25 protein-coding genes are annotated in these 24136 nt (G+C 72.0%); 13 read left to right on the top strand and 12 right to left on the bottom strand.

Annotation, left to right across the window (positions count from 1 at the left end):
- The first annotated feature begins 169 nt into the window (after window positions 1-169).
- Both AC2IPW_RS00995 and AC2IPW_RS00990 read left to right on the top strand, forming a co-directional pair.
- Window positions 170-1138: an NADPH:quinone oxidoreductase family protein gene (locus AC2IPW_RS00995; RefSeq protein ID WP_486376076.1), complete on the top strand. Its 969-nt coding sequence runs from the start codon at window positions 170-172 to the stop codon at window positions 1136-1138.
- Between the two features lie 32 nt (window positions 1139-1170).
- Window positions 1171-1953, top strand: a complete 783-nt coding sequence (locus tag AC2IPW_RS00990; RefSeq protein WP_486376075.1) for an enoyl-CoA hydratase — start codon at window positions 1171-1173, stop codon at window positions 1951-1953.
- Between the two features lie 9 nt (window positions 1954-1962).
- On the opposite strand, the gene AC2IPW_RS00985 is transcribed toward AC2IPW_RS00990, so the two are convergent.
- The 4 genes from AC2IPW_RS00985 to AC2IPW_RS00970 form a co-directional block, all read right to left on the bottom strand.
- Window positions 1963-2613 (bottom strand): TetR/AcrR family transcriptional regulator, encoded by a 651-nt coding sequence (locus AC2IPW_RS00985; protein WP_486376074.1) that lies wholly within the window; start codon window positions 2611-2613, stop codon window positions 1963-1965.
- A 119-nt stretch (window positions 2614-2732) separates the two neighbouring features.
- Window positions 2733-3395 carry a histidine phosphatase family protein gene (locus tag AC2IPW_RS00980; protein ID WP_486376073.1) on the bottom strand — a complete coding sequence of 221 codons (663 nt, stop codon included), beginning with the start codon at window positions 3393-3395 and terminating at the stop codon, window positions 2733-2735.
- Complete coding sequence (gene pheA, locus AC2IPW_RS00975) at window positions 3392-4306, bottom strand: prephenate dehydratase (protein ID WP_486376072.1); 915 nt, start codon at window positions 4304-4306, stop codon at window positions 3392-3394. The genes AC2IPW_RS00980 and pheA overlap by 4 nt, the downstream gene beginning before the upstream one ends.
- Window positions 4307-4361: 55 nt before the next feature.
- On the bottom strand, window positions 4362-5063 hold the full coding sequence (locus AC2IPW_RS00970) for a hypothetical protein (protein ID WP_416062416.1): 702 nt from the start codon (window positions 5061-5063) through the stop codon (window positions 4362-4364).
- Window positions 5064-5145: 82 nt separating this feature from the next.
- Here AC2IPW_RS00970 and AC2IPW_RS00965 point away from each other — a divergent pair, with 82 nt between their 5' ends.
- A complete protein-coding gene (locus AC2IPW_RS00965; protein WP_486376071.1) occupies window positions 5146-5910 on the top strand; it encodes a DUF2470 domain-containing protein in 765 nt (254 codons plus the stop codon).
- A 65-nt stretch (window positions 5911-5975) separates the two neighbouring features.
- Window positions 5976-9017, top strand: a complete 3042-nt coding sequence (locus AC2IPW_RS00960) for a Kelch repeat-containing protein (RefSeq protein WP_486376070.1) — start codon at window positions 5976-5978, stop codon at window positions 9015-9017.
- A gap of 16 nt (window positions 9018-9033) precedes the next feature.
- Here the strand turns inward: AC2IPW_RS00960 and AC2IPW_RS00955 are convergent, their stop codons facing one another.
- Window positions 9034-9303, bottom strand: a complete 270-nt coding sequence (locus AC2IPW_RS00955) for a GlsB/YeaQ/YmgE family stress response membrane protein (RefSeq protein ID WP_003939408.1) — start codon at window positions 9301-9303, stop codon at window positions 9034-9036.
- Between the two features lie 249 nt (window positions 9304-9552).
- Between AC2IPW_RS00955 and AC2IPW_RS00950 the strand changes: the two genes are divergently transcribed.
- Together AC2IPW_RS00950 and AC2IPW_RS00945 are read left to right on the top strand one after the other, a co-directional pair.
- On the top strand, window positions 9553-10356 hold the full coding sequence (locus tag AC2IPW_RS00950) for a CPBP family intramembrane glutamic endopeptidase (RefSeq protein ID WP_054373418.1): 804 nt from the start codon (window positions 9553-9555) through the stop codon (window positions 10354-10356).
- 79 nt (window positions 10357-10435) lie between these two features.
- Window positions 10436-11725, top strand: a complete 1290-nt coding sequence (locus AC2IPW_RS00945; protein ID WP_486376069.1) for an LCP family protein — start codon at window positions 10436-10438, stop codon at window positions 11723-11725.
- 122 nt (window positions 11726-11847) lie between these two features.
- Here the strand turns inward: AC2IPW_RS00945 and AC2IPW_RS00940 are convergent, their stop codons facing one another.
- Genes AC2IPW_RS00940 through AC2IPW_RS00925 form a run of 4 tightly spaced genes read right to left on the bottom strand, consistent with a single transcriptional unit; the run spans window position 11848 to window position 14869 of the window.
- Window positions 11848-12762 (bottom strand): DUF5926 family protein, encoded by a 915-nt coding sequence (locus tag AC2IPW_RS00940; protein ID WP_486376068.1) that lies wholly within the window; start codon window positions 12760-12762, stop codon window positions 11848-11850.
- A gap of 9 nt (window positions 12763-12771) precedes the next feature.
- A complete protein-coding gene (locus tag AC2IPW_RS00935; RefSeq protein WP_054372568.1) occupies window positions 12772-13545 on the bottom strand; it encodes a glycerophosphodiester phosphodiesterase in 774 nt (257 codons plus the stop codon).
- Entirely contained in the window at window positions 13542-14528 is a 987-nt protein-coding gene (locus tag AC2IPW_RS00930) for a DUF4328 domain-containing protein (protein WP_486376067.1), read from the bottom strand. The genes AC2IPW_RS00935 and AC2IPW_RS00930 overlap by 4 nt, the downstream gene beginning before the upstream one ends.
- Complete coding sequence (locus AC2IPW_RS00925) at window positions 14528-14869, bottom strand: rhodanese-like domain-containing protein (RefSeq protein ID WP_486376066.1); 342 nt, start codon at window positions 14867-14869, stop codon at window positions 14528-14530. The genes AC2IPW_RS00930 and AC2IPW_RS00925 overlap by 1 nt, the downstream gene beginning before the upstream one ends.
- A gap of 469 nt (window positions 14870-15338) precedes the next feature.
- Here AC2IPW_RS00925 and AC2IPW_RS00920 point away from each other — a divergent pair, with 469 nt between their 5' ends.
- Window positions 15339-16265: an LLM class F420-dependent oxidoreductase gene (locus AC2IPW_RS00920; RefSeq protein WP_003939401.1), complete on the top strand. Its 927-nt coding sequence runs from the start codon at window positions 15339-15341 to the stop codon at window positions 16263-16265.
- A 13-nt stretch (window positions 16266-16278) separates the two neighbouring features.
- Here the strand turns inward: AC2IPW_RS00920 and AC2IPW_RS00915 are convergent, their stop codons facing one another.
- The 3 genes from AC2IPW_RS00915 to AC2IPW_RS00905 all read right to left on the bottom strand — a co-directional run bounded on the left by AC2IPW_RS00915 (window position 16279) and on the right by AC2IPW_RS00905 (window position 18798).
- On the bottom strand, window positions 16279-16875 hold the full coding sequence (locus AC2IPW_RS00915; RefSeq protein WP_003939400.1) for an Rv1733c family protein: 597 nt from the start codon (window positions 16873-16875) through the stop codon (window positions 16279-16281).
- Between the two features lie 141 nt (window positions 16876-17016).
- Window positions 17017-17685, bottom strand: a complete 669-nt coding sequence (gene msrA / locus AC2IPW_RS00910) for a peptide-methionine (S)-S-oxide reductase MsrA (protein WP_003939399.1) — start codon at window positions 17683-17685, stop codon at window positions 17017-17019.
- Between the two features lie 9 nt (window positions 17686-17694).
- Window positions 17695-18798 carry an acyltransferase family protein gene (locus AC2IPW_RS00905; protein ID WP_054372570.1) on the bottom strand — a complete coding sequence of 368 codons (1104 nt, stop codon included), beginning with the start codon at window positions 18796-18798 and terminating at the stop codon, window positions 17695-17697.
- Window positions 18799-19073: 275 nt separating this feature from the next.
- Between AC2IPW_RS00905 and AC2IPW_RS00900 the strand changes: the two genes are divergently transcribed.
- The 6 genes from AC2IPW_RS00900 (at window position 19074) to AC2IPW_RS00875 (ending at window position 24074) form a co-directional block, all read left to right on the top strand.
- The gene (locus tag AC2IPW_RS00900; RefSeq protein ID WP_003939397.1) at window positions 19074-19697 is read left to right on the top strand and encodes a superoxide dismutase; all 624 of its coding nucleotides are present in this window, start codon (window positions 19074-19076) and stop codon (window positions 19695-19697) included.
- Window positions 19698-19876: 179 nt separating this feature from the next.
- Window positions 19877-20404 (top strand): hypothetical protein, encoded by a 528-nt coding sequence (locus AC2IPW_RS00895; protein WP_003939396.1) that lies wholly within the window; start codon window positions 19877-19879, stop codon window positions 20402-20404.
- Between the two features lie 254 nt (window positions 20405-20658).
- Window positions 20659-21363, top strand: coding sequence for a TMEM165/GDT1 family protein (locus tag AC2IPW_RS00890; protein WP_486376065.1), 705 nt, complete (start codon window positions 20659-20661; stop codon window positions 21361-21363).
- Between the two features lie 124 nt (window positions 21364-21487).
- On the top strand, window positions 21488-21907 hold the full coding sequence (locus AC2IPW_RS00885) for a MarR family winged helix-turn-helix transcriptional regulator (RefSeq protein WP_003939394.1): 420 nt from the start codon (window positions 21488-21490) through the stop codon (window positions 21905-21907).
- Window positions 21904-23124, top strand: a complete 1221-nt coding sequence (locus tag AC2IPW_RS00880) for an MFS transporter (protein WP_486376064.1) — start codon at window positions 21904-21906, stop codon at window positions 23122-23124. Before AC2IPW_RS00885 ends, AC2IPW_RS00880 begins: the two co-directional genes overlap by 4 nt.
- A gap of 182 nt (window positions 23125-23306) precedes the next feature.
- The gene (locus tag AC2IPW_RS00875) at window positions 23307-24074 is read left to right on the top strand and encodes an SDR family NAD(P)-dependent oxidoreductase (RefSeq protein WP_486376063.1); all 768 of its coding nucleotides are present in this window, start codon (window positions 23307-23309) and stop codon (window positions 24072-24074) included.
- Window positions 24075-24136: the final 62 nt, after the last annotated feature.

The following is a 24136-nucleotide window of genomic DNA, read 5'->3' as shown; positions in this document are numbered from 1 at the left end:
GTCAGGTCTACTTATCGATCGCTAAATCACTATCACGGATCGATCGATCGGTCAACGATTTCCTCGAGCTAGCGTCCGATCAGGACGTTCTGGTATGGATGAGCGGTACGCGATCACCGGGCCGCGGAGCACCGAAACCCGCTCGGCCACAAGGACGGCAGGAGAGCCCATGCAGGCCGTGCAGCTGACCGACAGAACCGGGCCCGACGGCGTGCGGCTCGTGGACCTCCCCGAACCCGACCCACAGGGCAGTGTCCTCGTCGACCTCCACGCCGCCGGCGTCTCGTTTCCGGACCTGTTGCAGACCACCGCCGGCTACCAGGTTGTCCGCCCCCTGCCGTGTGTACTCGGCGTCGAAGGGGCCGGCGTCGTGCGCTCCGCCCCGGAAGGCAGCGGCCTGACACCGGGGCGGCGCGTCGCCGTGCTCGCCGCCGCGGGCGCGTGGCAGCAGACCGTCGCGGTGGCCCCGGAATCGGTGTTCCCACTTCCCGATTCGGTGTCCCTGACCGCCGGCGCCGGGTTCCTCATGAACTACCTCACCGTCCACTTCGCGCTGGACGAACGGGCCCGATACCGCGCCGGCGAGACGGTGCTCGTGCACGGCGCCGCGGGCGGTGTCGGCGTCGCCGCCCTGCACGTCGCGGCCGCCCTCGGCCTCGAGACCGTCGCGGTGGTCAGTACCGCGGAGAAGGCGGCGGTCGCGAAGGCCAACCGCGCCACCCACACCGTCCTCGCGGACGGCTTCAAGGACCGGGTCCTCGAACTCACGGGCGGCCGCGGGGTCGACATCGTCCTCGACCCCGTCGGCGGGGACCGGTTCACCGACAGCCTGCGCAGCCTGGCACCGAACGGACGCCTCGTGGTCCTCGGCTTCACGGGTGGCGAGATTCCCACGGTCAAGGTCAACCGCCTGCTGCTCAACAACATCTCGGTCCTCGGCGCCGGATGGGGCGAGTACGTGCGCACCTCCCCCGACTACACCGCCCGCCAATGGGCGCAGCTCGAACCGCTGCTGCGCTCCGGGGCCCTGCAGGTCCCCGAACCCACCGTCCACCCCATGGCGCACGCCGCCGAGGCGCTGCGGTCACTCGCCGACCGGACCGCGACCGGCAAGGTCGCCCTGAGCCTGCGCCCCTGATCGTCCCGAGCACCCGACCCACGGAGGACCCTATGACCATCGACCCGATCGGTGTCGACGTGACCGTCGGCGACGGCATCCTGCGCATCACCCTCGACCGGCCCGCCCGGATGAACGCCGTCACCACCGCCACCCTCGAGGCCGTCGCCGACGCCTTCGAGAAGTACGCCGGCGACGACGCCGTGCGCGTCGCGGTCCTCACCGGCGCCGGCCGCGCGTTCTGCACCGGCGCCGACCTCGCCGGCAAGGACCTGTCCGCGCCGCCGTCGGCCGAGACCATCGACGCGGCCAACCGCACCGTCGCCGCGATCCGCGCCTTCCCCCGGCCGGTCGTCGGCGCCGTCAACGGTCCCGCTGCCGGCGTCGGTGTGTCCCTCGCCCTGGGCTGCGATCTCACCGTCGCGGCGGAGTCGTCCTACCTGCTGCTCGCCTTCACCCGGATCGGCCTCATGCCCGACGGCGGTGCGACGGCACTCGTCGCCGCGTCGATCGGCCGGGCCCGGGCGCTGAAGATGGCGCTGCTCGCCGAACGGTTGCCCGCACGCGAGGCTCTCGCGGCCGGGTTGATCGCCGAGGTGTACCCCGACGACGGTTTCGCGGCCGCCGTCGACGCGCTCGCCGCCCGGCTCGCCGCCGGCCCCGTCGAGGCCTTCCGTTCCACCAAGGACGCGATCAACGACGCGACCCTCGGCGAGCTCGACAGCGCATTCGGCCGCGAACGGGCCGGTCAGCTCGAGCTGCTGGCGTCCGCGGACTTCCACGAGGGCGTGAGCGCCTTTCAGGAGAAGCGGACGGCGGTGTTCGGGCGGGGCTGAGCCCGCCCGTCAGGGTTTCGAGGCAGGGGGGGTGGCGCCGACCGTCTTGAGGGCGATCGCGACGTACTTGCGCGCCACCTCCTCCGGAGTCAGGGAGCCCTCGCGGTGATACCACCGCGGGATGGACTGGCACATGCCCAGCAAAGCGCGGGTGGTCTCGGCCGGGTCGTCGACGTCGAACACCCCGCGCCGGGTCCCGTCCTCGACGATCTCGAGGACGAGCTTCTCGATCTCCTTGCGCACCGCGCGGTAACGCTGCCGGTTCTCGGGACTGAGGTAGCGCACCTCGCCCTCGAGCGCGGCGAGGCGGGGACGGTTCGTCATGCGCAGCACGATGGCCTCGACGGCGTTGGCGAGCCGCTGCACCGGGTCGTCGCCGCCGTCGGCGTCCGCGGCGTAGGCGCGGGCCATCACGTCACTGGTCGAGAGCTCGAGCAGCGCGATGAGCAGGCCTTCCTTGTTCTCGTGGTGGTAGTACAGGGCGGGCACGGTCACGCCCACCCGGCGGGCGATCTCCCGCACCGAGGTGCCGTGGAACCCGGTCTCGTAGAACGCATCGAGCGCCGCGGAGAGGATGGGAGTCAGCTCCATCGGCTCGAGACGTCGCCAGTCCGGCCCAGCGACACCGTCCGCGACGGTGCCGTCGGTGGAAGTTCCCATGTGCCGTACCCAACCTATCGATCGCTACATTCGGACGGCTCGAGGATACCCGTGCGCCGGCAGCACGCGGGACGCCTCCGCGCCCGGACGCTCCCGGAGGCGGACGGTCGGGCGCGAACTCAGCCCATCGGATCGTCGGCGCCGGCACGCCCGGTGTCGTGGAACGGCCCATGGAAGGTGCCCCAGCGCACGCACTCCCAGCCGCCACCCGGCCGCGGGACCAGCTCGACGCTCTCGGTGTTGGCGAGGTGGTTGCCGGTCGCGAAGCTGCCCGGCACCCGGCCGAGGTGGGCGGCGACGAGGCGGATGGCGGCGCCGTGGCTGACCACCACGACGTCCCCGGAACCGTTGTCGAGATAGTCGGCCCGCACCGACTCGACCACCGGCAGGTAGCGATCCAGGACCTCCATGCCCGATTCGCCGCCGGGCACCCGGTCGCGCAGGTCGCCGGTGTGCCAGGACTCGTACACCTTCATGAACAGCGTGTGGGATTCCTCGTCGCTGCGGTCCTCGAGCTCCCCGGCCTGCACCTCGTGCAGGCCTTCGCGGACGACGGTGGGCACCCCTGCGGCGAGTTCGACGTGCTCGGCGGTCTGCCGGGCGCGCAGGGCCTGCGAGGCGAACAGGGCTGTCGGCGGCTGCTGCGAGAACCCCCGCCCGAGGGTGCGGGCCTGCGCGACGCCGAGTTCGGTCAGTTCGGCGCCCGGCAGCTTGGTGTCGAGGCGACGCGCGACGTTCGCCACCGTCTGTCCGTGCCGGACCAGGATCAATCGGCCGCTCAACGCTCTTCCTCCCCGCGCCGCAGCCGTTGCAGCCACTGCGCATCCTCTTCGTCCGACACCGGGGCCACACCGTGCTGGGACACCGCCGCCCAGGAGCCGAGGAACCGCACCTGCGCGAAGCGGTGCAGCGCCTTGAGCGCCTCGGCGACGAGTGCGTCGTCGATGTGGCCGACACAGTCCAAGTGGAAAAAGTAGGTCCCGTATTCCTGGCGGGTGGGGCGGGACTCGATGCGAGTGAGGTCGATGCCGCGGGTGGCGAACTCGGTCATGGCCCGCACGAGGGAGCCCGGTTCGTTCGGCAGCTGCAGGATCACCGAGGTGCGGTCGACGCCGGTACGGGCCGGGGTGGCGGCGGGCCGGGTGGCCAGCACGAAGCGGGTGCGGGCGCCGGCGTGATCGGCGACGCCGTCGGCGAGGACCGGCAGGCCGAGTCGCTGCCCGGCCAGCGCGGTGGACACGCCCGCGTCGGCCTTGCCGGCCGCGACGTCCTCGGCGGCCCCGGCATTGGACGAGGCGGCCACCACCTCGGCGCGCGGCATGTGCTCGGCGATCCACTGGCGCACCTGCGCGGCGGCCACCGGGTAGGCGTGCACGGTGCGGGCGTCGCCGAGCGTGACGCCGGGCCGGCCCACGATCGTGAAGGCCACGTCCAGCTCGGTCTCGGCCACGATCTGCAGGCGCGGGCCCACCGCGAGGGCGTCCATCGTGGGGGGCACGGAACCCTCCACCGAGCTCTCGATCGGCACCACGGCGGCGTCGACCACGCCGTCGCGCACGAGTTGCAGCGCCGCGGGCGGGCTGGCGGCCGACACCCGCTCGACCGGACCGTCGAAGGTTCCGGCGTCCTCGAACCGGGCGAGGGCCATCTCCGTGAAGGTTCCGGTGGGACCGAAGTAGGCGATGCGTGGCACGCCTAGAAGGGTACGCACCGAATTCGTCCGGACCCTGTCGTCGCGGCAAACGGAATCATCGCGGCGGCAGGCCGAGGCCGGCGAGATCCCGCGCGACGGCCGCCGGGTCGTCGACCTCGACGGCGAGCAGGATCTCGCGCACCGCGGCCGCGGCCTCGGGAATCAGGCCGGTCAGCCGGGCGGGGTCGGGTGCGGCGAGCGCGGCGCGCACGTCGTCGCCGCGCAGGGCGGCGACGGTGGCGGCGAGCAGGGCGAGCACCTCGCCGGCGTCGCGAGCACGCGCGGCGAAGCCGGTGCCGGCATGGGCGAGGACGGACAGGAAGTCGGCGATCTCGCCGGCGTCGCGTCCGGCGGGCAGACCGGGGCTGTGCCCGGCGCCGACGAGAGCGCGGGCCGTCTCGGGCAGGTCACCGGTGTCGACGTAGACGGTCAGGGGAGCGGGGACGGCGATCGCGAGCGCCTCGGCAAGCTCCGCCGCGGGGCATTCGAGCTGGTAGCGGACCGGGGCGGGGTGCAGGCCGGACAGGTGCTCGGCGTCGGGCGCGACGTCGAGTTCACCGACGATCCGCAGCGCGGCGGCCTCCCCGGGAGCCTCGGTCAGCGCGGACACCGGCACCACGGGGTCGCCGATCGCGGCGTGGTCGGGGGCGTCGAGGGCATCGGCGAGGGTCGGGTGCCGACGAGTGAGCAGGGCGGTGAGCAGGCCGCGGGGCTCCTCGCGGGACGGCGGCATTCCGAGCGTGAGCGGGATGGGCACCTCACCAGGTTAGTCGCCGGGGTGTTGCGACCCCGGTCACCATGACTTAGGTTTGCCTCACCTACTACTCAAGGAGGTTCCGATGCCGGCCACCACCGCACTCCCCGCGCCTTCCACTGCCGAGACCGTCCGCACCGCCGTGGTCCGTGCCGACTCGGCCGTGCTCGCCACCGACGGAGCCGCGCCCGTGACCACGGTGCTGCACCACCTGCACAGCGACGGCGACCTGTTCGTCGTCGTCCCCGACGACTGCGCTGCCGTCGCGCTGACCTGGCAGCAAGGCGCCGCGGGTCTGCATGCCGTGCTGGAACTGACCGACCATTCGCCGCTGCGCCTGCGCAACCCCGTCCGCTCGCTCATCTGGCTCCGCGGCACCGCTCACACCGTCGCCGAGCCCCGGCAGCTCGCCGCCGACATCGCCGCGATCCTGCCGCACCCCGCGCTGCTCGACGTCGGGCACCGCGCCGAACTGCTGCGCCTGCGGCTCACATCCGTCGTCGCCGCCGACACCACCGGCGCCGAGGCCGTGGAGGTCGCCGATGTCCTCGCCGCCACCCCGGACCCGTTCGCCGCCGTCGAGCCCGCCTGGCTCGAGCACCTCGAGCAGGACCACAGCGACCTGGTCCACCGCATCGCCCGGCACATCCCCGCCGCCGACCGGCGTGGCCGCATCCGGCCCCTCGGCCTGGACCGCTACGGCCTGCGCCTGCGCCTCGAGTCCGGGCACGGCGACCACGACGTGCGGATTCCGTTCCCCGAACCCGTCGCCGACGCCGACTCCCTCGGTCGCGCCCTGCGCCGACTCGTGGGCTGCCCCTTCGCCAACGGACTGCGCGCCCGGCACTGATCTTCCCGCCCGCTTCGGCGGTATCCTCGAGTCAGCAGTGCGTCGCATGTCGAAAGCCGCAAACCATGGCCGATTTCGATCCGGAAGCCACCCGCCCCGCGGGACAGGGGATCGCGGCCGAACTCGCCGCGGCGGGATTCGACGACGCCCTCGTCGTCGGCCGCGGCGGCTTCGGAGTGGTCTATCGATGCCGGCAACGCTCCCTCGGACGCACCGTCGCGATCAAGGTGCTCTCCTCCGACCTCGACGCCGAGAACCGCGAACGGTTCCTGCGCGAGGGGTTCGCGATGGGCGGCCTGTCCGGCCACCCGAACATCGTCAACATCCTCCAGGTGGGCGTCACCTCCACCGGCAGGCCCTACATCGTGATGCCGTACCACCCCAACGACTCGCTGGCGGTGCGGGTTCGCCGCGACGGGCCGATGCCGTGGTGGGACGTCGTCCGCGTCGGGGTCAAACTCGCCGGCGCCCTCGAGACCGCTCACCGCGCCGGCACCCTGCACCGCGACGTCAAGCCCGCCAACATCCTGGTCACCGAGTACGGCGAGCCACAGCTCACCGACTTCGGCATCGCCCGCATCGCCGGCGGTTTCGAAACCGCCACCGGCGCGTTCACCGGATCGCTCGCGTTCACCGCCCCCGAGGTGCTCGAGGGCAAGCCACCCACCCCCGCCTCGGACATCTACGGCCTCGGCGCCGCCCTGTTCGCCCTCATCACCGGCCGCGCCGCGTTCGAGCGACGCACGGGCGAGGAGATCATCGCCCAGTTCCTGCGCATCACCAGCCAGCCCATCCCGGATCTGCGCCCCCACGGCATCCCCGACGACGTGTGCACCGCCATCGAGCACGCCATGTCGGTGGATCCGGCCCGGCGGCCCGCCACGGCCGCCGACTTCGGCCGGGAGCTGCAGCAGACCCAGGCCCGGCACGGCCGCCACGTCGACGACATGGCCCTGCCGGGCGAGTCGCGGTTCCACGACCAGCCGACGGGCCGGCACCCCCTCGCCGGACCCCACCCAGCCGGGCCTGGCAGTACCGGGCCCGGCACAGCCGCGCCTGCCACGGTCACCGCGGTCTCCGCCGGGTCCGCCCCACCGCGCCCGAACGGTCCACCACCGTCGTCCGGTCCCCCGCCCTCCTCCGGTCCTCCGCCCACATCCGGGTCGCGGCCACCGTCCGGTCCACCCCGCCCGGGCGAGTCCCCCGCGCGACGGACCGTGCGTCTACCGGTTCTCCTCGCCGTGCTCGCCGTCGCACTGCTCGCCGTCGCGGCCACGGCCGTCTACGTGGCGACCCGGCAGGCCGGCGACGCCGGGACCGCCGCGGCAGGCGAGACCACCGAGGTCGCCCCGACTGCCGAGTGGCGACCGCTGCGCGACGCGCCCACCGCCCGCCAGCAGACCGCCGCCACCGTCGCCGACGGCACCGTGTGGGTGTTCGGCGGCCTGGACGACTCCGGGGCGTCGCCCGCCCACGAGGGCTACGACCCGGCCATCGACACCTGGAAGGCCGGACCGGACCTGCCGATCCCGCTCAACCACGCGATGGCCGTCACGTGGGACGGCGTGCCCGTCGTCCTCGGCGGCTGGATCCCGGACGGGCCCGACCTCACCGCCACCCCGTCGAACCGGGTCTTCGCCGTCCGCAACGGTGAATGGGTGGAGATGCCGCCCATGCCCCGCGCCCGGGCCGCCGGGGCCGCCGTCACCATCGGGGACAAGATCTACGTCTTCGGCGGTCAGGCCGACGACACCCTGATCCGGCCCACCGACGTGTTCGACGGCACCGCCTGGAGCACGGTCGCCGACATCCCCACCCCACGCGAGCACCTCGCGGCCGCGACCGACGGCACCTACGCCTATGCGCTCGGCGGCCGCGACCTGTCCGCCGACAAGAACGTCGCCACCGTCGAACGCTTCGACCCCACCACCGGATCGTGGACCGCCCTGCCCGACATGCCCACCCCGCGCGGCGGGCTCGGCGCCACCTACATCGACGGCCGCATCGTCGCCGCCGGCGGCGAGGAACCCACCCGTGTCCTCGCCGACGTCGAGGCGTTCGACCTGACCACCGGGACGTGGTCCGAGCTACCGGATCTGCGGACGCCGCGGCACGGGCTGGCACTCGGTGCGGTCGGCGACACCGTCTACGCCATCGACGGCGCCACCGAACCCACCCACGCCGAGTCGACCTCCGTCACCGAGGCGCTGCAGATCCCGCCGCGCCGCGTCCAGCCCGGCCCGGCGTGGCGGCAGCTGCGCGACGCCCCCACCGCCCGCCAGCAGACCGCGTCCGCCGTCGCCGACGGCACCGTGTGGGTCCTCGGCGGTCTCGACAACAACGGATCCACGGCCCGGGTGGAGGGCTACGACCCGGCCATCGACACCTGGAAGGTGGGACCCGACCTCCCCCTTCCGCTCAACCACGCGATGGCCGTCGAATACGCGGACGAACTCGTGGTGCTCGGCGGATGGGTGCCCGAGGGCGCCGATCTCACCGCCCAGCCGTCCGATCGGGTGTTCGCGCTGCGCGGCGGGGAGTGGACCGAACTGCCCGCCATGCCGCAGGCACGCGCCGCCGGGGCCGCCGTCACCATCGGGGACAGGATCTACGTGTTCGGCGGGCAGGCCGACGACACCCTCCTCACCACCACCGACGTGTACGACGGCACCAGCTGGAGCAGCGTCGCGGACCTGCCCACCCCACGCGAGCATCTCGCCGCCACCACCGACGGCACCTACGCCTACGCGCTCGGCGGCCGCGACCTGTCCGCCGACAAGAACGTCGCCACCGTCGAGCGTTACGACCCCGGCACCGACACCTGGACCGCCCTGCCCGACATGCCTACCCCGCGCGGCGGGCTCGGCGTCACCCATCTCGACGGCCGCATCGTCGCCGCCGGGGGCGAGGAACCCACCCGCGTCCTCGCCGACGTCGAAGCGTTCGACCTGACCACCGGCACCTGGTCCGAGCTGCCGCCGATGGGCGTCGCCCGGCACGGACTCGTCGTCGCGACCGTCGGCACCACCGTCTACACCGTCGACGGTGCGCAGCGGCCCACCCACGCCCAGTCCACCTCGCTCGCGGAAGCCCTCGACTTCTGGTGACAGGCCGCTCCGCGGATCAAGGCTTCGGCGTGGCGGAACGCGCCCGCCACCAGCCCACCGCACCGGTGACGAGCAGCGCCCCCACGAGCGAGCCGATGATCCCGCTCGGCCGTAGCGACAGTCCGTCGCCGGCCAGAAGACTGACGAGCAGCCCGCCGACGAACGACCCGGCGAGCCCGGCAGCGAAGGCGAGGGGCCAATTGATCCCTCCCGTCGACCTGCCCAGCAGCAACTGGGCCGCGGCGCCGACGACCATCCCGAACACGAGGATTCCGATGAGCAACATGGCGACAGCATAGACGCCGACTCCGAATTCGAATGATTATCGGAGCGAACGTCTTTCGTCATTCTCGCGGCTGCGGGGGTCCCGGCCGTCGGGCTGTCCGCCCGGGAGCGGGAGATACTCGCCTACCTCCGCACACCGAGGACGGCGGAGGAGATCGCCGCGCTCGATCTCCCGCAAGCCGGGCCTCGACTCCCGCCGGGACGCGATCAGGAGGTGAGCGGTTTGCGGCGACCCGGCACAATCGCGACCGTGACGATCCGCACCTGGCTGACCCCGCCCCCGCGCCGACCGGCCGAACCCCTCGACCCGTCGGACCGGCGCGCGTTGTGGATCGAGATCACCATCGTCCTGCTCGTCACGTTCGGCCTGAGCGGCCTGTCGTCGATGCTGTCGCTGCTCGAGTCGGCGCTGGCGCCGGCGCCGCTGTCCGACCAGACCGTCGCGCTGAACGTTCCCCGCTCGTCGCAGCAGTTCATCGACCTGGCCCGGCAGCTGCTCGGCATCGTGCGGCTGCTGGCGTGGGCGGCGCTGGGCGTGTACCTGCTCTGGCGCAGCGGCATCGGCCCCAGGGCGATCGGTTTCGCCCGCGACCAGTTCCGGCGTGGCCTGCTGCCGGGAGTGGGACTCGCCGCGCTCATCGGGATCCCCGGCCTCGGCCTGTACCTGGTGGCGCGCGCGGTGGGTCTCAACCTCACCGTCGCACCCAGCACCCTCGAGGACTACTGGTGGCGGCTGCCGGCGCTGGTGCTGTGGGCGATCGCCAACTCCGCCGCCGAGGAGGTCCTCGTCGTCGCGTACCTGATCACCCGGCTGCGGCAGCTCGGCTGGTCGGAGAACTCGTCCCTGCTCGCGTCGGCGCTGCTGCGCGGCAGCTACCACCTGTACCAAGGGGTCGGAGGCGGGATCGGCAACGTCGTGATGGGCCTGGTGTTCGGCCGGTACTGGCAGCGCACGTCGCAGTTGTGGCCGCTGGTGGTGGCGCACGCCCTGATCGACAGCGTCGCATTTGTCGGTTACCAGGCACTTCGCGGGCACGTGTCCTGGCTGCCCTGACCCGGCCTGCGTACATTGGGAGGTCGTGAACGGCGACCATCCCGACCCTCGACCCCGGCCGCCGCGGCAGCCTCCGCAGATGCCGCCGCCGCGCCGACCGGCACCGATGGACCGGCCCCCACCGCCGGAGGGACCGCAGATCATCCGCCGCGACGGACGTCCCCCCGGCCCGCAGCAGGCCTGGTCGCAGGCGCCCACCCCGCAGTACCGGCCGCCGGCGCCCCCGCCGCGGCAGCAGCGGCCGACGCCACCACCACCGCCGCCGCCGAGGCAACAGCGCGACTGGGCGCCCACCCAGACTCCCGAGCGGTACGACGAGCCGCGCCGCGCGGCGCCGCCCCCACCGTCGGCGCCCCCACCGCGGCGCCGGCCCGCCCCGCCCGCGCCCGAACCGGCCCCGCGCCGCCGGCCCGGCGTCGCCCGTCGCGTCGTGCGCCGTGCCGCGATCGTCGTGCTCGTGCTGATCGCCCTCGTCGGCGCCGGTGCCGTCTACCTCGACGGCAAGCTCACCCGTGTCGAGGCGCTCGCCGACTACCCGGACCGCGTCGGCGACACCCCGGGGACCAACTGGCTGCTGGTGGGCTCGGACAGTCGCACCGGTCTCAGCGCGGAGCAGGAGCAGGAACTCGCGACGGGCGGGGAGACCGGCCCGGACCGCACCGACACCGTCATCCTGATCCATGTGCCCAGCGGTGGCGGGCCCACCACGATGGTGTCCCTGCCCCGCGATTCGTACGTCCCGGTCCCCGGCCACGGCCAGGACAAGCTGAACGCGTCGTTCGCGCTGGGCGGCCCGTCGCTGCTGGTGCAGACCGTCGAGGGCGCCACCGGGGTGCACATCGACCACTACGCCGAGATCGGGTTCGGGGGCTTCGCCTCGATCGTCGACGACCTCGGCGGTGTGGACGTGTGCCTGCCGCAGGCCATCGACGATCCGCTGGCGGGAATCTCCCTGCCGGCGGGATGCCAGGAACTCACCGGTCCGCAAGCCCTCGGCTTCGTGCGTACCCGCGCGACGGCGCTGGCCGACCTCGACCGGATGAACAACCAGCGGTTGTTCATGTCCGCCCTGCTCAGCAAGGCCACCGGTCTCAGCACGCTGCTGAACCCGGTCCGGATGTGGTCGCTGGCCTCCGGGGTCGCCGGTTCCCTGCGGGTCGACGAGGGCGACCACATGTGGCACCTGGCCCGGCTCGGGTGGGCGATGCGGGGCGAGACGGTGACCGCCACCGTCCCGGTCGGCGGCTTCGAGGACGTCTCCGGGATCGGCAACGTGCTCGTGTGGGATCGGTCGCGAGCCGTCCCGTTCTTCGACGCCCTGGCCCGGGACGAGCAGATCTCACCGGAGTTGCTGACGCCGCCGTCGTGACCCCCCAGGGCGCCGGCCGGGTCGCTGCCGCCGCGACCCCCTCGCCGAGCGAAGGTATCGCTCATCTCCGTAGACCGACGGAACGGCACGTTCGCTCGGCGGGGGCGGACGCCGGAACTCGCTCAGCGCAGAGTGACCTGACGGCTGCGCAGGCCGTCACGCGAGCGCCGTTCGGCGCCGGTGAGCGGCGCGTCCACGGCCAGCGCCTCGTCGAGCCGGGCACCGAACTCGGCGGTGGGTGCGACCCACTCGTCCGGGTGCCGCTCGGGATCGAGATCGAACACCGGCACGAGCAGCCCGTGGGTGCGGAACGACCCGGCGAACCGGGAACCGTCCCCCAGGTGCAGCCCGCCCGCGGCGTGAACCCGCGAGAGCGCGGCCATCAGCGCGTCCTCGTCCTCCGGTCGCACCCAGCGCAGGTGCGCCTTCTCCCCGGCGTCGACCCACCACGCGGCGACGAGTCCTTCGCCCTCGAGCCGCGCGGACGGCATGATCGCATCGTTGGCGTGCCGGACGGTGTTCGCGACGTCGGGCGAGACCTCGACGCCCTCGGGGATCCACCAGTCGAAATCCCGGTACACGGTGATCTCCGGGACGACGTCGACGTCGATCAGGTCGTGCAGGCGCGGCCGGTCCGGTCCGGGTTCGGCGACGGCGAGGGACGACCCGGCGTCCGCCTCCTGGACCCATGCGAGCGCGGCGCCGAGTTCGGCGGCCGGATCGGGGCCGGCGGCAGCGAGCTGCAGCCCGATGTACGCGGCGGTCTCGTCCCCTTCCTCGCGGACGAGAGCGGCGACGGCGCCGGGCAGCACCGTGGCCGCCCGGACGACCCGGCCGGGGGTTGTCGTCGGCAACGGGAACACCGCCGACGGCACGAATTCGCGCAGGGCCACCAGGTCGCATTCGAGGGCGAGACCCTCGAACGGCCGGGTGACCGTGGCGGCCTCCGCCTCGCGGGCGAGCCGCCGCTGCTCGAGCTTCGCGGCGCGGTTGCCGCCGGGCTTGGGTCCGCTGTTTCTCTTACTCTTCTTGGCCACGGCGCAAAACTACACGCCGCGGGAAGCGCCGAGCAGAAGCTTGGTGCGCCCCGGATGGTTGGTGGCCACCCAGCCGACGCCCAGGTCGCGGCACAGGTCGACGTCGGCGGGATCGTCGACGGTCCAGCAGTAGGTGGCGCGGCCCGCGGCAGCCGCCTTGTCGACGAGTTCGGGATGCTGACGCAGCGTGAAGATCGACGGGCCGATCGCGGTGGCACCGACGGTGGTGGCGGCACTGCCGCCGAGATAGCGCGACGTCTCGCCGAGCAGCACCGTCGGCAGCAGCGGTGCGGACCTGCGCACCCGCCACACCGCGGCCGCGGAGAACGACATCACGACCACGCGGGAGAAGTCCGCGGAGGCGGGGGTCGCGAGCCGGAAGCGGGCCAGCTCGGCGAGGAGCTTCGCCTCCACGAGACCGCCGTAGCGCACGGGATGTTTGGTCTCGACGAACAGCTTGACGGGCCGGCTGGTCCAATCGAGCGTCAGCTCGATCAGCTGCCGCAGCGTCAGCAGCCGCGCCGGCTCGCCGGGGGTGCCGTAGTCGAGTTCCTCGAGCTGGGCGAGGGTCATCTCGCTCACCATGCCGCTGCCGGTGGAGGTCCGGTCGACGGTGCGGTCGTGGATGCACACCAGGTGCCCGTCGCGGGTCAGCCGTACGTCGCACTCGAGGCCGTCGGCGCCTTCCTGCAGCGCCAGTTCGTAGGCGGCGAGGGTGTGCTCGGCCTTGGCGGCGGACGCGCCCCGGTGTGCGACGACGCGCGGTTCCCGGCCCGCGGTCACGAGGCCGGCACCTCGTCGGTGCGAGCGCCGACCGGTTCGATCGGAGCGATGGGCTCGTACTTCGGGCCGGTCGCCACGGTGCGCCGGGTCAGGCGACGAGGACGGCCGCGCAGATCGTGGTGGTCGAACAGCCGCACGACGTGCAGGGCCGCGACGGCGACGGTCGCGGCGAGGGCCGCGGTCACGGCGGCGAGCAGCACGCCGTCGGCCTGCGCCTGCAGGGCGTCCCGCTGCCGCCACAACACGTTGACGACGAACAGCACGCCGCCGAGCACCCACAGCACCCACCACGTACGCACGGCTCGTCGCAGCCGCGGGTCGTCGGGCCCGGTGACCTCGGTGAGAAAGACGCCGGGCAGCGCGAGGTTCACTCCGGGCACGAGGCAGCCGAGCAGCAGAGACAGCCGGCTGCGCGGGTCGGCGAGCCCGCGGGCGGCGAACAGTCGTCGCCGCACCCGGATCAGGCGCAGCGTCGCCGCGACACCCGCGGCGAGGGCGACGGCGGGTCCGCACAGCTGGGTGGCCCACACCAGGGCGTCGGAGGCGGCGAGAGCGAGGGGGTCGACGAGGCGCGTGCGGTTGTACAGCAGCAGCCCGTACCGGACGGCCTCGCCGACGGCGGCGAGGCCGAACACGACGGCCGCGCCCGCGAGGAGCGTCGGGGCGAGGTCGGCGAGGGTCTCCTCCCGCGACGGCTCCGCCGGTTCGTCGACCGGACGCGGGTCGGCAAGTCCCCAGCGCGGCACCTCGCGGTAGTGCGGGGTCGGTCCCGCGGACCGGCACCGGGGCCGGTGACCGTCCGCGGCGGACCGGGCCTGCGGCGGCCGTGCGACCCAGCGGAAGTTGCGGCGCCCCGGCGGCACGGGGGCGGTGGTGTCGTCGGGCGACAGCAACAGGCCGCGGCAGCCCGGGCACCACTGCCGGGGCTGCCAGGACACGGGCCAGCGGTGCCCGCAGCGGACGCAGATCTGGTAGGCAGCCATCAATAGATCTTCGCCGGGGTCTCGCCGTCGGCGGTGAGGGGTAGCCCGTTCTGCTGCCAGGACACCATTCCGCCGTGGACCTGAATCGCTTCGTAGCCGACGTGGGCCAGGTACTCGACGACGGCGAGGGAACGTCCGCCCTGCCGGCACACGACGTACACCTCGGCGTCGATGTCGATCTCGTCCAGGCGGGCGGGAACGTCGCTCATGGGGATGTGCAGGGCCCCGGGCGCATGCCCGAGATCCCATTCGCCGGTTTCGCGTACGTCGAGCAGTACGACCTCGGGGCCGATCGGCGGCACGTCCGAGACGTTGACGGTGGGCACGTCGGAGAAGCTCACATCGTCAATACTGGCACGCCGCTGGGGCGTATGCAGCGAGCACAGGCATCCCGCGCGGCCCCGCAGAAACTGGAACCCGTCCGATTCGCCGGGTCCCGGGCGTCGCGTGAAATCGCCTCCGCGCGGGAGTTATCCACAGTTTCCACAGCTTCATCCACAGAAGGCACAGTTTCCACAGCGGCACATCGCCTCACTCCGGGAACATTTCAGCGGTGAGACGTCGGCGTACCCACGTCATCCATTGCCCCACAGACATCTTCTGCACCACCACGCACAGCAGCGCGAAGATCGACCGCGTCGTCCGCTTCCCCGGCGGATCCGCGCGTGCGGCGAAAGGGCCTCGGCGACGAAACGTCGGGATCGGTTGCGCCCGAGGAGTGCGGCCGACTCCCGTACGGGTCCGTTCCGCCGAGAACGCCGGTGCGACGCCGACCCACATCGTCTTCGTCGAACTGAAATGATCGACGGCATGGAACTACGGATCTTCACCGAACCTCAGCAGGGTGCCACCTACGAGGACCTGCTCGCCGTCGCGCAGACGGCCGAGCGGCTCGGCTACGGCGCCTTCTTCCGTTCCGACCACTACCTCGCAATGAACTCCGCCGGCCTGCCCGGTCCGACCGATGCCTGGATCACGCTGGCCGGCCTGGCGCGGGAGACCTCCACGATCCGGTTGGGCACGCTGGTGACCTCCGCGACCTTCCGCCATCCTGGCCCCCTCGCGATCTCCGTCGCGCAGGTCGACGCCATGAGCGGCGGCCGGGTCGACTTCGGACTGGGCGCAGGCTGGTACGAGGAGGAGCACCTCGCCTACGGGATCCCGTTCCCTTCGCTCGGGGAGCGCTTCGACAAGCTGGAGGAGTCCCTGGCCGTGATCACCGGCCTGTGGCAGACGCCCGTGGGTGAGACCTTCTCGTACGAGGGAGCGCACCACCGCATCGTCGATTCGCCGGCGCTGCCCAAGCCGCACCAGCGTTCCGGTCCGCCGATCGTGATCGGTGGTGGCGGTAAGCGCCGCACCCCGGCCCTCGCCGCGCGGTACGCGGACGAATTCAACATCCCGTTCCAGTCGTCGGAGGCGACCGCGGCCCAGTTCGCGCGCGTGCAGGAGGCGTGCCGCGCGGCCGACCGCGATCCCGCCGAACTGACGTACTCCAACGCGCTCGTGCTGTGCTGCGGTCGCGACGAGGCAGAGATCGCCCGCCGCGCCGCCCGGATCGGACGCGAGGTGGACGAGCTGCGGGAGAACGGTCTTGCCGGCACGCCCGCCGAGGTGATCGACAAGATCGGCCGCTACGCCGAGGCCGGGTCGCAGCGCATCTACCTGCAGGTGCTGGACCTGGCCGACCTCGACCACCTCGAACTGGTGGCGCGGGAGGTCATGCCGGAGGTGTGACGAACCGGCTCGGTCAGTGGCTGCTGGTGGAACCGAGGAAGGCCGCGATCTCGCGGCTCCACTCCCGGCGGCGGGTGCGATCCAGTCGCCACCGGCCGTAGCCGAACACCGCGGCGGCGAGCAGGGCCGCGGCGCACCAGAGGGCGACCCCGACCAGGATCGAGGAGATCTTCGCGCTCGTCGCGCTCAGCGGCGCGAGAGCCTGTTCGCCGTTCGGATCGACCCAGACCTGCACGTCGGCGCCGGCCGGTGTGCCGTAGTCCACGGTGACGTCGCCCCGGCGTTTCTCGTCGCGCCACGTCCAGGTGGCGGGTGCGGACGCGGAGGCCGTCATCGCGAGTTCGCCGGCAGTGACGTCCGTGGTCTCGGCCGGGGCCTGTGTCGTCGCCGTCACGAGGGTGCGCTCGGCCGTCTGCTGCACGGCGAGGGCGGACTGGGTGTCCCAGGTACGGGCGCCGACCCAGCCGGCGAGGGGGATCGCCGCCAGGAGAAGGACCAGCACCGCGACCGCGAGTCGCGCCTCGACGCGATCGGTGCGCCGGACCAGCGGGTCGCGACCCCGCAGCCCTCGCCGCAGAACCCGCAGATACTCGCTCGTGTTCCCCGTCATCTCGGCCTCGATCCTCTCCCCCGCGACAGCTCCCTCACTCCAGAGTGATACGCACAGCTAAGGACTGCAAGGTGTCGCGGCCAACGTCACAGAAGCTCCGGACGTCGCCGCGGCCGATCCGCCCGGGACGGGACGCTGCCGTCAGGCGCCGAGTCCGACCGGGCAGCTCACCCCGGTGGCGTGGACGGGGCAGTACCCGTTCGGATTCTTCGCCAGGTACTGCTGGTGGTAGTCCTCCGCGTAGTAGAACTGCGTGAGCGGCGCGATCTCGGTCGTCACGGCGCCGTAGCCGGCGGCGGCGAGGCGGGCGCCGAAACTCTCGGCGGTGGCCTCGGCGATCTCGATCTGTCCCTCGTCGAACGTGTAGATCGCCGAGCGGTACTGGGTGCCGTGGTCGTTGCCCTGCCGCATGCCCTGGGTGGGATCGTGGTTCTCCCAGAACTGCTTGAGGATGCCCTCGTAGGAGATCACCTTCGGATCGAACACCACCAGCACCACCTCGGTGTGCCCGGTCCGGCCCGAACAGACCTCCTCGTAGGTGGGGTTCGGGGTGTATCCGCCGGCATATCCCGCGGCCGTGGAGTACACGCCCTCGAGCTGCCAGAACTCCTTCTCGGCTCCCCAGAAGCACCCCATCCCGAGGACGGCGGTCTGCATTCCGTCGGGGAACGGCGGGGTGAGGCGGTGTCCGTTCACGTAGTGGGTGTCGGGGACGGGCAGCGGCTCGGCGCGACCGGGCAGCGCCTGCTCCTGCGCGACCATCACCGATTTCGAACCCGCACGGGCGAGGATGTCGTCGAACCAGGACATGCCTCGATGTTACGCGCGCGGCTTCTCCATGGGTTCTGCCTCGGCCGTGACCTGGGGCGACGGGCGGGGTGGGAGCCACCGGGCGCTGATCCAGCGGGCGGCCGGCACCTCGACGCCGCGGTAGAGCAGTTCGGAGACGGCCGCGCACACCACCAGGAACGCGAGCACGGCCCCGGTGCGGCCGAGGTGGGCGACCGTGTTCTCGTACACCCGGTACAGCACCAGCGTGTGCACCAGGTAGATCGCGTAGCTGCGGGTGGCGGTCCAGTGCAGCACCCGCGAGCGGGCGAAGCGGCCGTCGATGCGGGAGACCAGCACCACACACGCGGTGACCACGACGATGGTCCACAGGTAGCGGCTGCCGGCCCAGTACACGTGGTAGTCGGTGGCCAGGTGGATCACCTGGACCTGGGCGAGCAACGCGACGATCAGCCAGCGACGGGACGTCGCCCGTGCCCAGCCCAGGTACACGATCTGACCCAGGAACACGGTCGGCATCGTGGCCGCGACCTTGGACAGGAACGGCACGGTGTACGGCTCGGGCAGGTACAGGTTGTACAGCAGCACCAGCATGCACACCACTGCCCCGAGGACGGGGACGACGATGGGCCGGGTGCGCAGGAGCGGCCGGGCGGCCACGCAGTACAGATAGAAGGTGATCTGCACGGCGAGGGTCCAGGTGACCCCGAGCACCGCCACCTCGGGCTTCAGGAAGAACCCGCCCAGGAAGAAGCTGAGTACGGCTTCGACGTCGGAGACGCCGGTCTGGCCGCTGAACATGCCGTTGACCCCGAGCCGCACCAGCAGGATCGCGACCAGGATCGCAACCCAGAACGCCGGGATCAGCCGCGCGCTGCGGGCGACGAGGAAGCGGCGCGGTTCGTCGCGGATGGCGGAGCGGGTGATGAGCAGCCCGGTCAGGGTCATGAACATCGCGACGCCGAGGAAGGACAGGTGCTGGTTGAGACCCGCGCCCTCGACGAAGACCCGGTACACGACGTCGATGACCCACCAGCCGGTGCCGAGGTCGTCGATCAGATAGAAGGAGATGTGCGAGTACAGCACCGCCAGGACCGCAATGGTGCGGAGCAGGTTCACACCCGGCAGGTCCACGCGCGGCGCCGGGGCATCGCGCGTCCCGTCGCTCGCGAAGGGCCGAAACACCCGCCGATGTTAAGCGGGCGTTCACGTGCCGGCCGAATTGCGCGGCGTTTCCGCAGGTAGACGACCCGTCTGCTCCAGGTCGACGTGGCGGCGCCCGATGTCCCGGCGCCGACCGGCTGCGGGGGCGATCTTGCAGAGGGTGTACTTATGGGTTTGGGTGGAAACCCAGGAGTACTTGAAAATCACGCACGGGCCCCACCGGGCCCGAACAGAAGGGACCCTTCGTGGCTGAGTACACACTTCCGGACCTGCCCTACGACTACGCCGCGCTCGAGCCGCACATCTCGGCGAAGATCATGGAGCTGCACCACAGCAAGCATCACGCGACCTACGTTGCCGGCGCCAACACCGCCCTCGAGAAGATGGCGGAGGCGCGGGAGAACGGCACGATGGCGGCGCAGGCCACCAAGCTGGAGAAGGACCTGGCCTTCCACCTCGGCGGCCACACCAACCACTCCGTCTTCTGGAAGAACCTGTCGCCGGAGGGTGGCGACAAGCCGGACGGTGAGCTCGGTGCCGCGATCGACGACGCGTTCGGTTCCTTCGACGCCTTCCGCGACCACTTCTCGGCGAACGCCAACTCGATCCAGGGCTCCGGCTGGTCCATCCTGGCCTGGGACTCCATCGGCCAGCGCCTGATCATCGTCCAGCTGTACGACCAGCAGGGCAACATCCCGATCGGCCTGACCCCGCTGCTCATGCTCGACATGTGGGAGCACGCCTTCTACCTGCAGTACCAGAACGTCAAGGCCGACTACGTCAAGGCATTCTGGAACATCGTCAACTGGGCCGACGTGCAGGCCCGTTTCGAGCGCGCCCGCACCCAGACCTCCGGTCTGCTGGTCTAGTCGCGTCGCACGTCGTGGAGGGGACGCCGGTTTCCGGCGTCCCCTCCACGTGTTCGAGGGGCCTCGGACGTAGCTGGCACTCGGGGGCTCTTGTGTGCCAGCGGACGAAACGGTCATTCTTCACCTACCCAACGGCGTGTATCGGTCATCGACTGTGGTCACACCGAGGAGGTAGCGGGATGAACGGGAACGAACAGATCGGCCTCGCCGCCTTCCACACCGCAGGATCCCTGCGCGGATTCGTGGTGTCGGGGCGGTGGCCGGAGAGCACGCGCGAGTGGGCGCAGTTGCTCGCGGTGACGGTGCGGGTGGCGTCGCTGCCCGGCCTGCTGACCACCTCGACGGTGTTCGGGGTGCGCGAGGAGCTGCCGGACGACCCCGAGCCGGGCACGGTGGGCCTGGTCCTCGCGGAGGGACCGGTGATCGGCGACGAGGCGGTGGAGCCGGGCCGGTTCGCGGCGCATCAGCCGCCCGCCCTGATCGTGCTCCACCCGCCGTCCGAGACCCGGCCGTCGCTGCCGGAGTGCACGGGGGCGGCCTCGGGCTGCGTGCTGCTGCCGGGGCTGCCGCACCTGGGTCTCGAACACCGGGCCGCGTGGGTGGAGGCGGAGGCCGACGGGACAGTGACGTCGCTGGTCAGCCGGGTTGGCGTGGACCCCAACAGCGATCCCGACACCGCGGTTCTGGCCATGCTGCTCGCCTCCTGACCGGCACCCGCAGCCGAAAGTTCGGGTTCCCAAACTTGTTGGCGCCTTTGCGATTTCGTGCCGTGCCAATTATGGTTGCCTAAGCGAAGGGGAGTAGCCCGCAATCGCCCGGTCGACATACTGGCGTTCAGCCCGGCCCGGCGAACCGGAATCCGCACCGGTGGGCGAGACCTTCGGCCGTGACGCATCCGCGTCGCCCGGCCGGAGGAAGGTCCCCACCTCCTCCACATCGACACGAGGAGGAGCAACCCGGAATGTGGTCCGCCCTGGTTCTGAGTTTCGCCGTGGTGTTCGTGGCCGAGCTCGGCGACAAGTCGCAGCTCATGGCGATGACGTTCGCGCTTCGCTACCGCTGGTGGGTGGTGCTGTCCGGCATTCTCGCGGCCACGACCGCCGTGCACCTCGTCTCCGTCGCCGTGGGCCACTACCTGGGTCTTGCGATCCCCACCTCGGCCATGGCGGTCGTCGGCGGCCTGGCCTTCCTGTTCTTCGGCCTGTGGACACTGCGCGGCGACTCTCTCGACGAGGACGAGCAGGGCAAGGCCGCCCGCGTCACCCGCTCGGCCTTCCTGGCCGTCCTGTCGGCCTTCTTCCTCGCCGAACTCGGCGACAAGACCATGCTCGCCACCATCACCCTGGCCGCGGACAACGACTGGGCCGGCGTGTGGGTCGGCTCGACGGTCGGCATGGTGGCCGCCGACGCCCTGGCCATCGTCCTCGGTGCCGTCCTCGGCAGGCACCTGCCGGAGAACGCGATCCGGCTGGCGGCGGCGGCGCTGTTCTTCGGGTTCGGCGCCTGGATGCTCGGCGAGGGCCTGTTTCCCGGCTCGCCCGTCGGCCCCGTCGCGGGCGGTGTGACGCTCGCCCTCGCGCTCGCCGTCGTGGCCGGTCGAGCCCTGCTGCGCCGCCGCGTCGAGGCCCGGCCGGTCCCCGTCCCCTCGGACTCCGTCAAACGGTAGAGGGCGCGCTCCGGACGCCTGCGCGGCCGCCTCCAGGAGTATGCTTGCCGATAGGCAACTAAATGGAGGTGGCATCACGACCGCACACGATCGCTTCGACGAAGAAGACGTCAACCGCCTGCGCGTGGCGCTCGGCCGCATCGCGCGCCGCGTCGACCGCCGCACCACCGGGGCGGGTGGACTCACCCGCTCCCAGTTCTCGATCCTCGCCACCGTCGCCCGCCGCGAGACCGTCGGCGTGCGCGAACTCGCCGAGATCGAGGGCCTCAACCCCACCATGCTCTCGCGGATGCTCGGCAAGCTCGAGGACGCCGGGCTGCTCACCCGCTCCCCCGATCCCGACGACAAGCGCGTCGTCCGCGCCCACATCACCGACACCGGTGCCCGCACCTTCGCCGACCTGCGTCGCATGCGTACCGCGGTGTTCACCGAGCACCTCGCGGAACTGTCCCCCGATCGGCTCCACGCCCTGCACGACGCCCTGCCGGCGCTGGAAGCGCTCGCCGAGCAGATGTGCCGTCGCTCCGCAGAGGAACGCCGATGACCGTCCTCGCCGACCTGCGCGGACAGACCTTCGCCGCCTTCCGCGGCGCCAACTTCCGTCGCTACATCAGCGGACAGGCGATCTCCCTGATCGGCACGTGGATGCAGACGGTCGCCCAGTCCTGGCTGGTGCTCGAACTCACCGGTTCCGGCACGGCCATCGGCCTCGTCCTGGCCCTGCAGACCGTGCCGATGCTGCTGCTCGGCCCCTACGGCGGTGTGGTCGCCGACCGCGTCGACAAGCGCCGGCTCATGATCGGCCTGCAGTCCGCGATGGGCGTGCAGGCCCTCGTCTTGGGCCTGCTCACCGTCACCGGCGCCGTCCAACTGTGGCACGTCTACGTCCTCGCCGTCGTCCTCGGCCTCGAGCAGTGCTTCGAGAACCCCGCCCGCCAGTCGTTCATGCTCGAGCTCGTCGGGCCGGAGGACCTGCGCAACGCCGTGAGCCTGCAATCGGTGCTGGCGTCCGTCGCGCGCCTGATCGGCCCGGCCGTCGCGGGACTGATCATCGCCGTCGGCGGCCTCGGGGTGTGCTTCCTGCTCAACGCGCTCAGCTTCGTCGCCGTCGTCGCCTCGCTCGCCGGCCTGGACCTGTCCCTACTGCGCCCGTCGCCACCGGCCGCCCGTGCCCGCGGGCAGCTCCGCGAAGGCTTCGCCCACGTGCGGCAGACCCCGGCCCTCGCGGTTCCGTTGCTGATGATGGCACTGGTGGGCTGCCTGGCGTACGAGTTCCAGGTGGTGCTGCCCGTCGTCGCCCGACAGACCTTCGACGCCGGCGCCGAGACCTACGGCTTTCTCACCGCCGCGATGGGTGCGGGTGCCGTCGTCGGCGGTCTCGCCGTCGCCACCTGGGGTCGCACCGGCACGACCGCTGTCGTGGTCACCTCCGCAGTGTTCGGCGTGGTGCTGATCGCGGCCGCGGCGGCGCCCACCCTCGAGCTCATGCTCGCCGCGATGGTGCTGGTCGGCGTCCTCAGCGTCGCGTTCACCGCCACCACCAACAGTTCCCTGCAGCTCGCCGCGGCCCCCGGCATGCGCGGGCGGGTGATGGCGCTGTTCGCCGTGGCCTTCCTCGGCTCCACCGCCGTCGGCGGCCCGATCGCGGGGTGGGTCAGCGAGCAGTGGGGCGGGCGGGCCGGGCTGCTGCTCGGCGCCGCGGCGTGCCTCGTCGCCGCCGGAATCGGCGCGACGCGCCTCGGACGCGGCGACCGGCGGTAGGTTCCGGCTCTGCGCGCCGGCGGGTGCCGAGCGGCTCCACCGGCACCGGCAACCACGTCCGCGCCATCCCCCGAGGGTGGCATGCGGCCCGCCGCCGCGCACCGAGCGGAGCTAGCGCGCGCTAAGGTGCCACCGTCGACAAGGCGCACGCCGAACGGTGGCGCCACGAAAGGAGCACGGCAGTGGAAATTCAGGGAACCGCCGCACTGGTCACCGGCGCGGCGTCCGGTCTCGGCGCAGCCACCGCCCAGCGTCTCGCCGACGCCGGCGCGACCGTCTTCGGTCTCGACCTCGCACAGTCCATCGAACGCGTCGGCGACAAGGCGCCCGCCGGCGTCACCCTCATCGCCACCGACGTCACCAGCGCCGAGGACGTGCAGGCCGCCGTCGACCAGATCGTCGCCTCGGGCGTGCCGCTGCGCATCGTCGTCAACTGCGCCGGCGTCGGCTGGGCCGGCCGGGTGCTGTCGAAGAACGGCCCGCACGACCTCGAGCTGTTCCGCACCGTCATCACCGTCAACCTGCTCGGCACGTTCAACGTGCTGCGCCTGGCAGCCGACGCGATGTCCAAGACCGAGCCCGTCGACGAGTACGGCCAGCGCGGCGTCATCGTCAACACCGCCTCCGTCGCCGCGTTCGAGGGCCAGATCGGCCAGATCGCGTACTCGGCCTCCAAGGGCGGCGTCCACGGAATGACCGTCCCCGCGGCCCGCGACCTGGCCCAGTACGGCATCCGGGTCAACACCATCGCCCCCGGTATCGTCGACACCCCGATGCTCGCCGGCGTCACCGAGGAGTACCGCAAGGGCCTCGAGGCGGGCGTGCCCTTCCCGTCCCGCCTCGCCCAGCCGACCGAGTACGCCCAGCTGGTGCAGATGATCGCCGAGCACGACTACCTCAACGGCGAGACCATCCGCATGGACGGCGCACTGCGCATGGCGCCGCGGTAGGCCGCTCCGCCGCCGGTGTGTCCTTCGGGTTGCCAGGGCCGCCCGAAGGACACACCATGCAA

The organism is Rhodococcus sp. NS-SX18 (genome assembly GCF_057367935.1).
The sequence above is the reverse complement of the archived record's forward strand: the minus strand, read 5'-3'. Positions and strand labels throughout refer to the sequence as shown.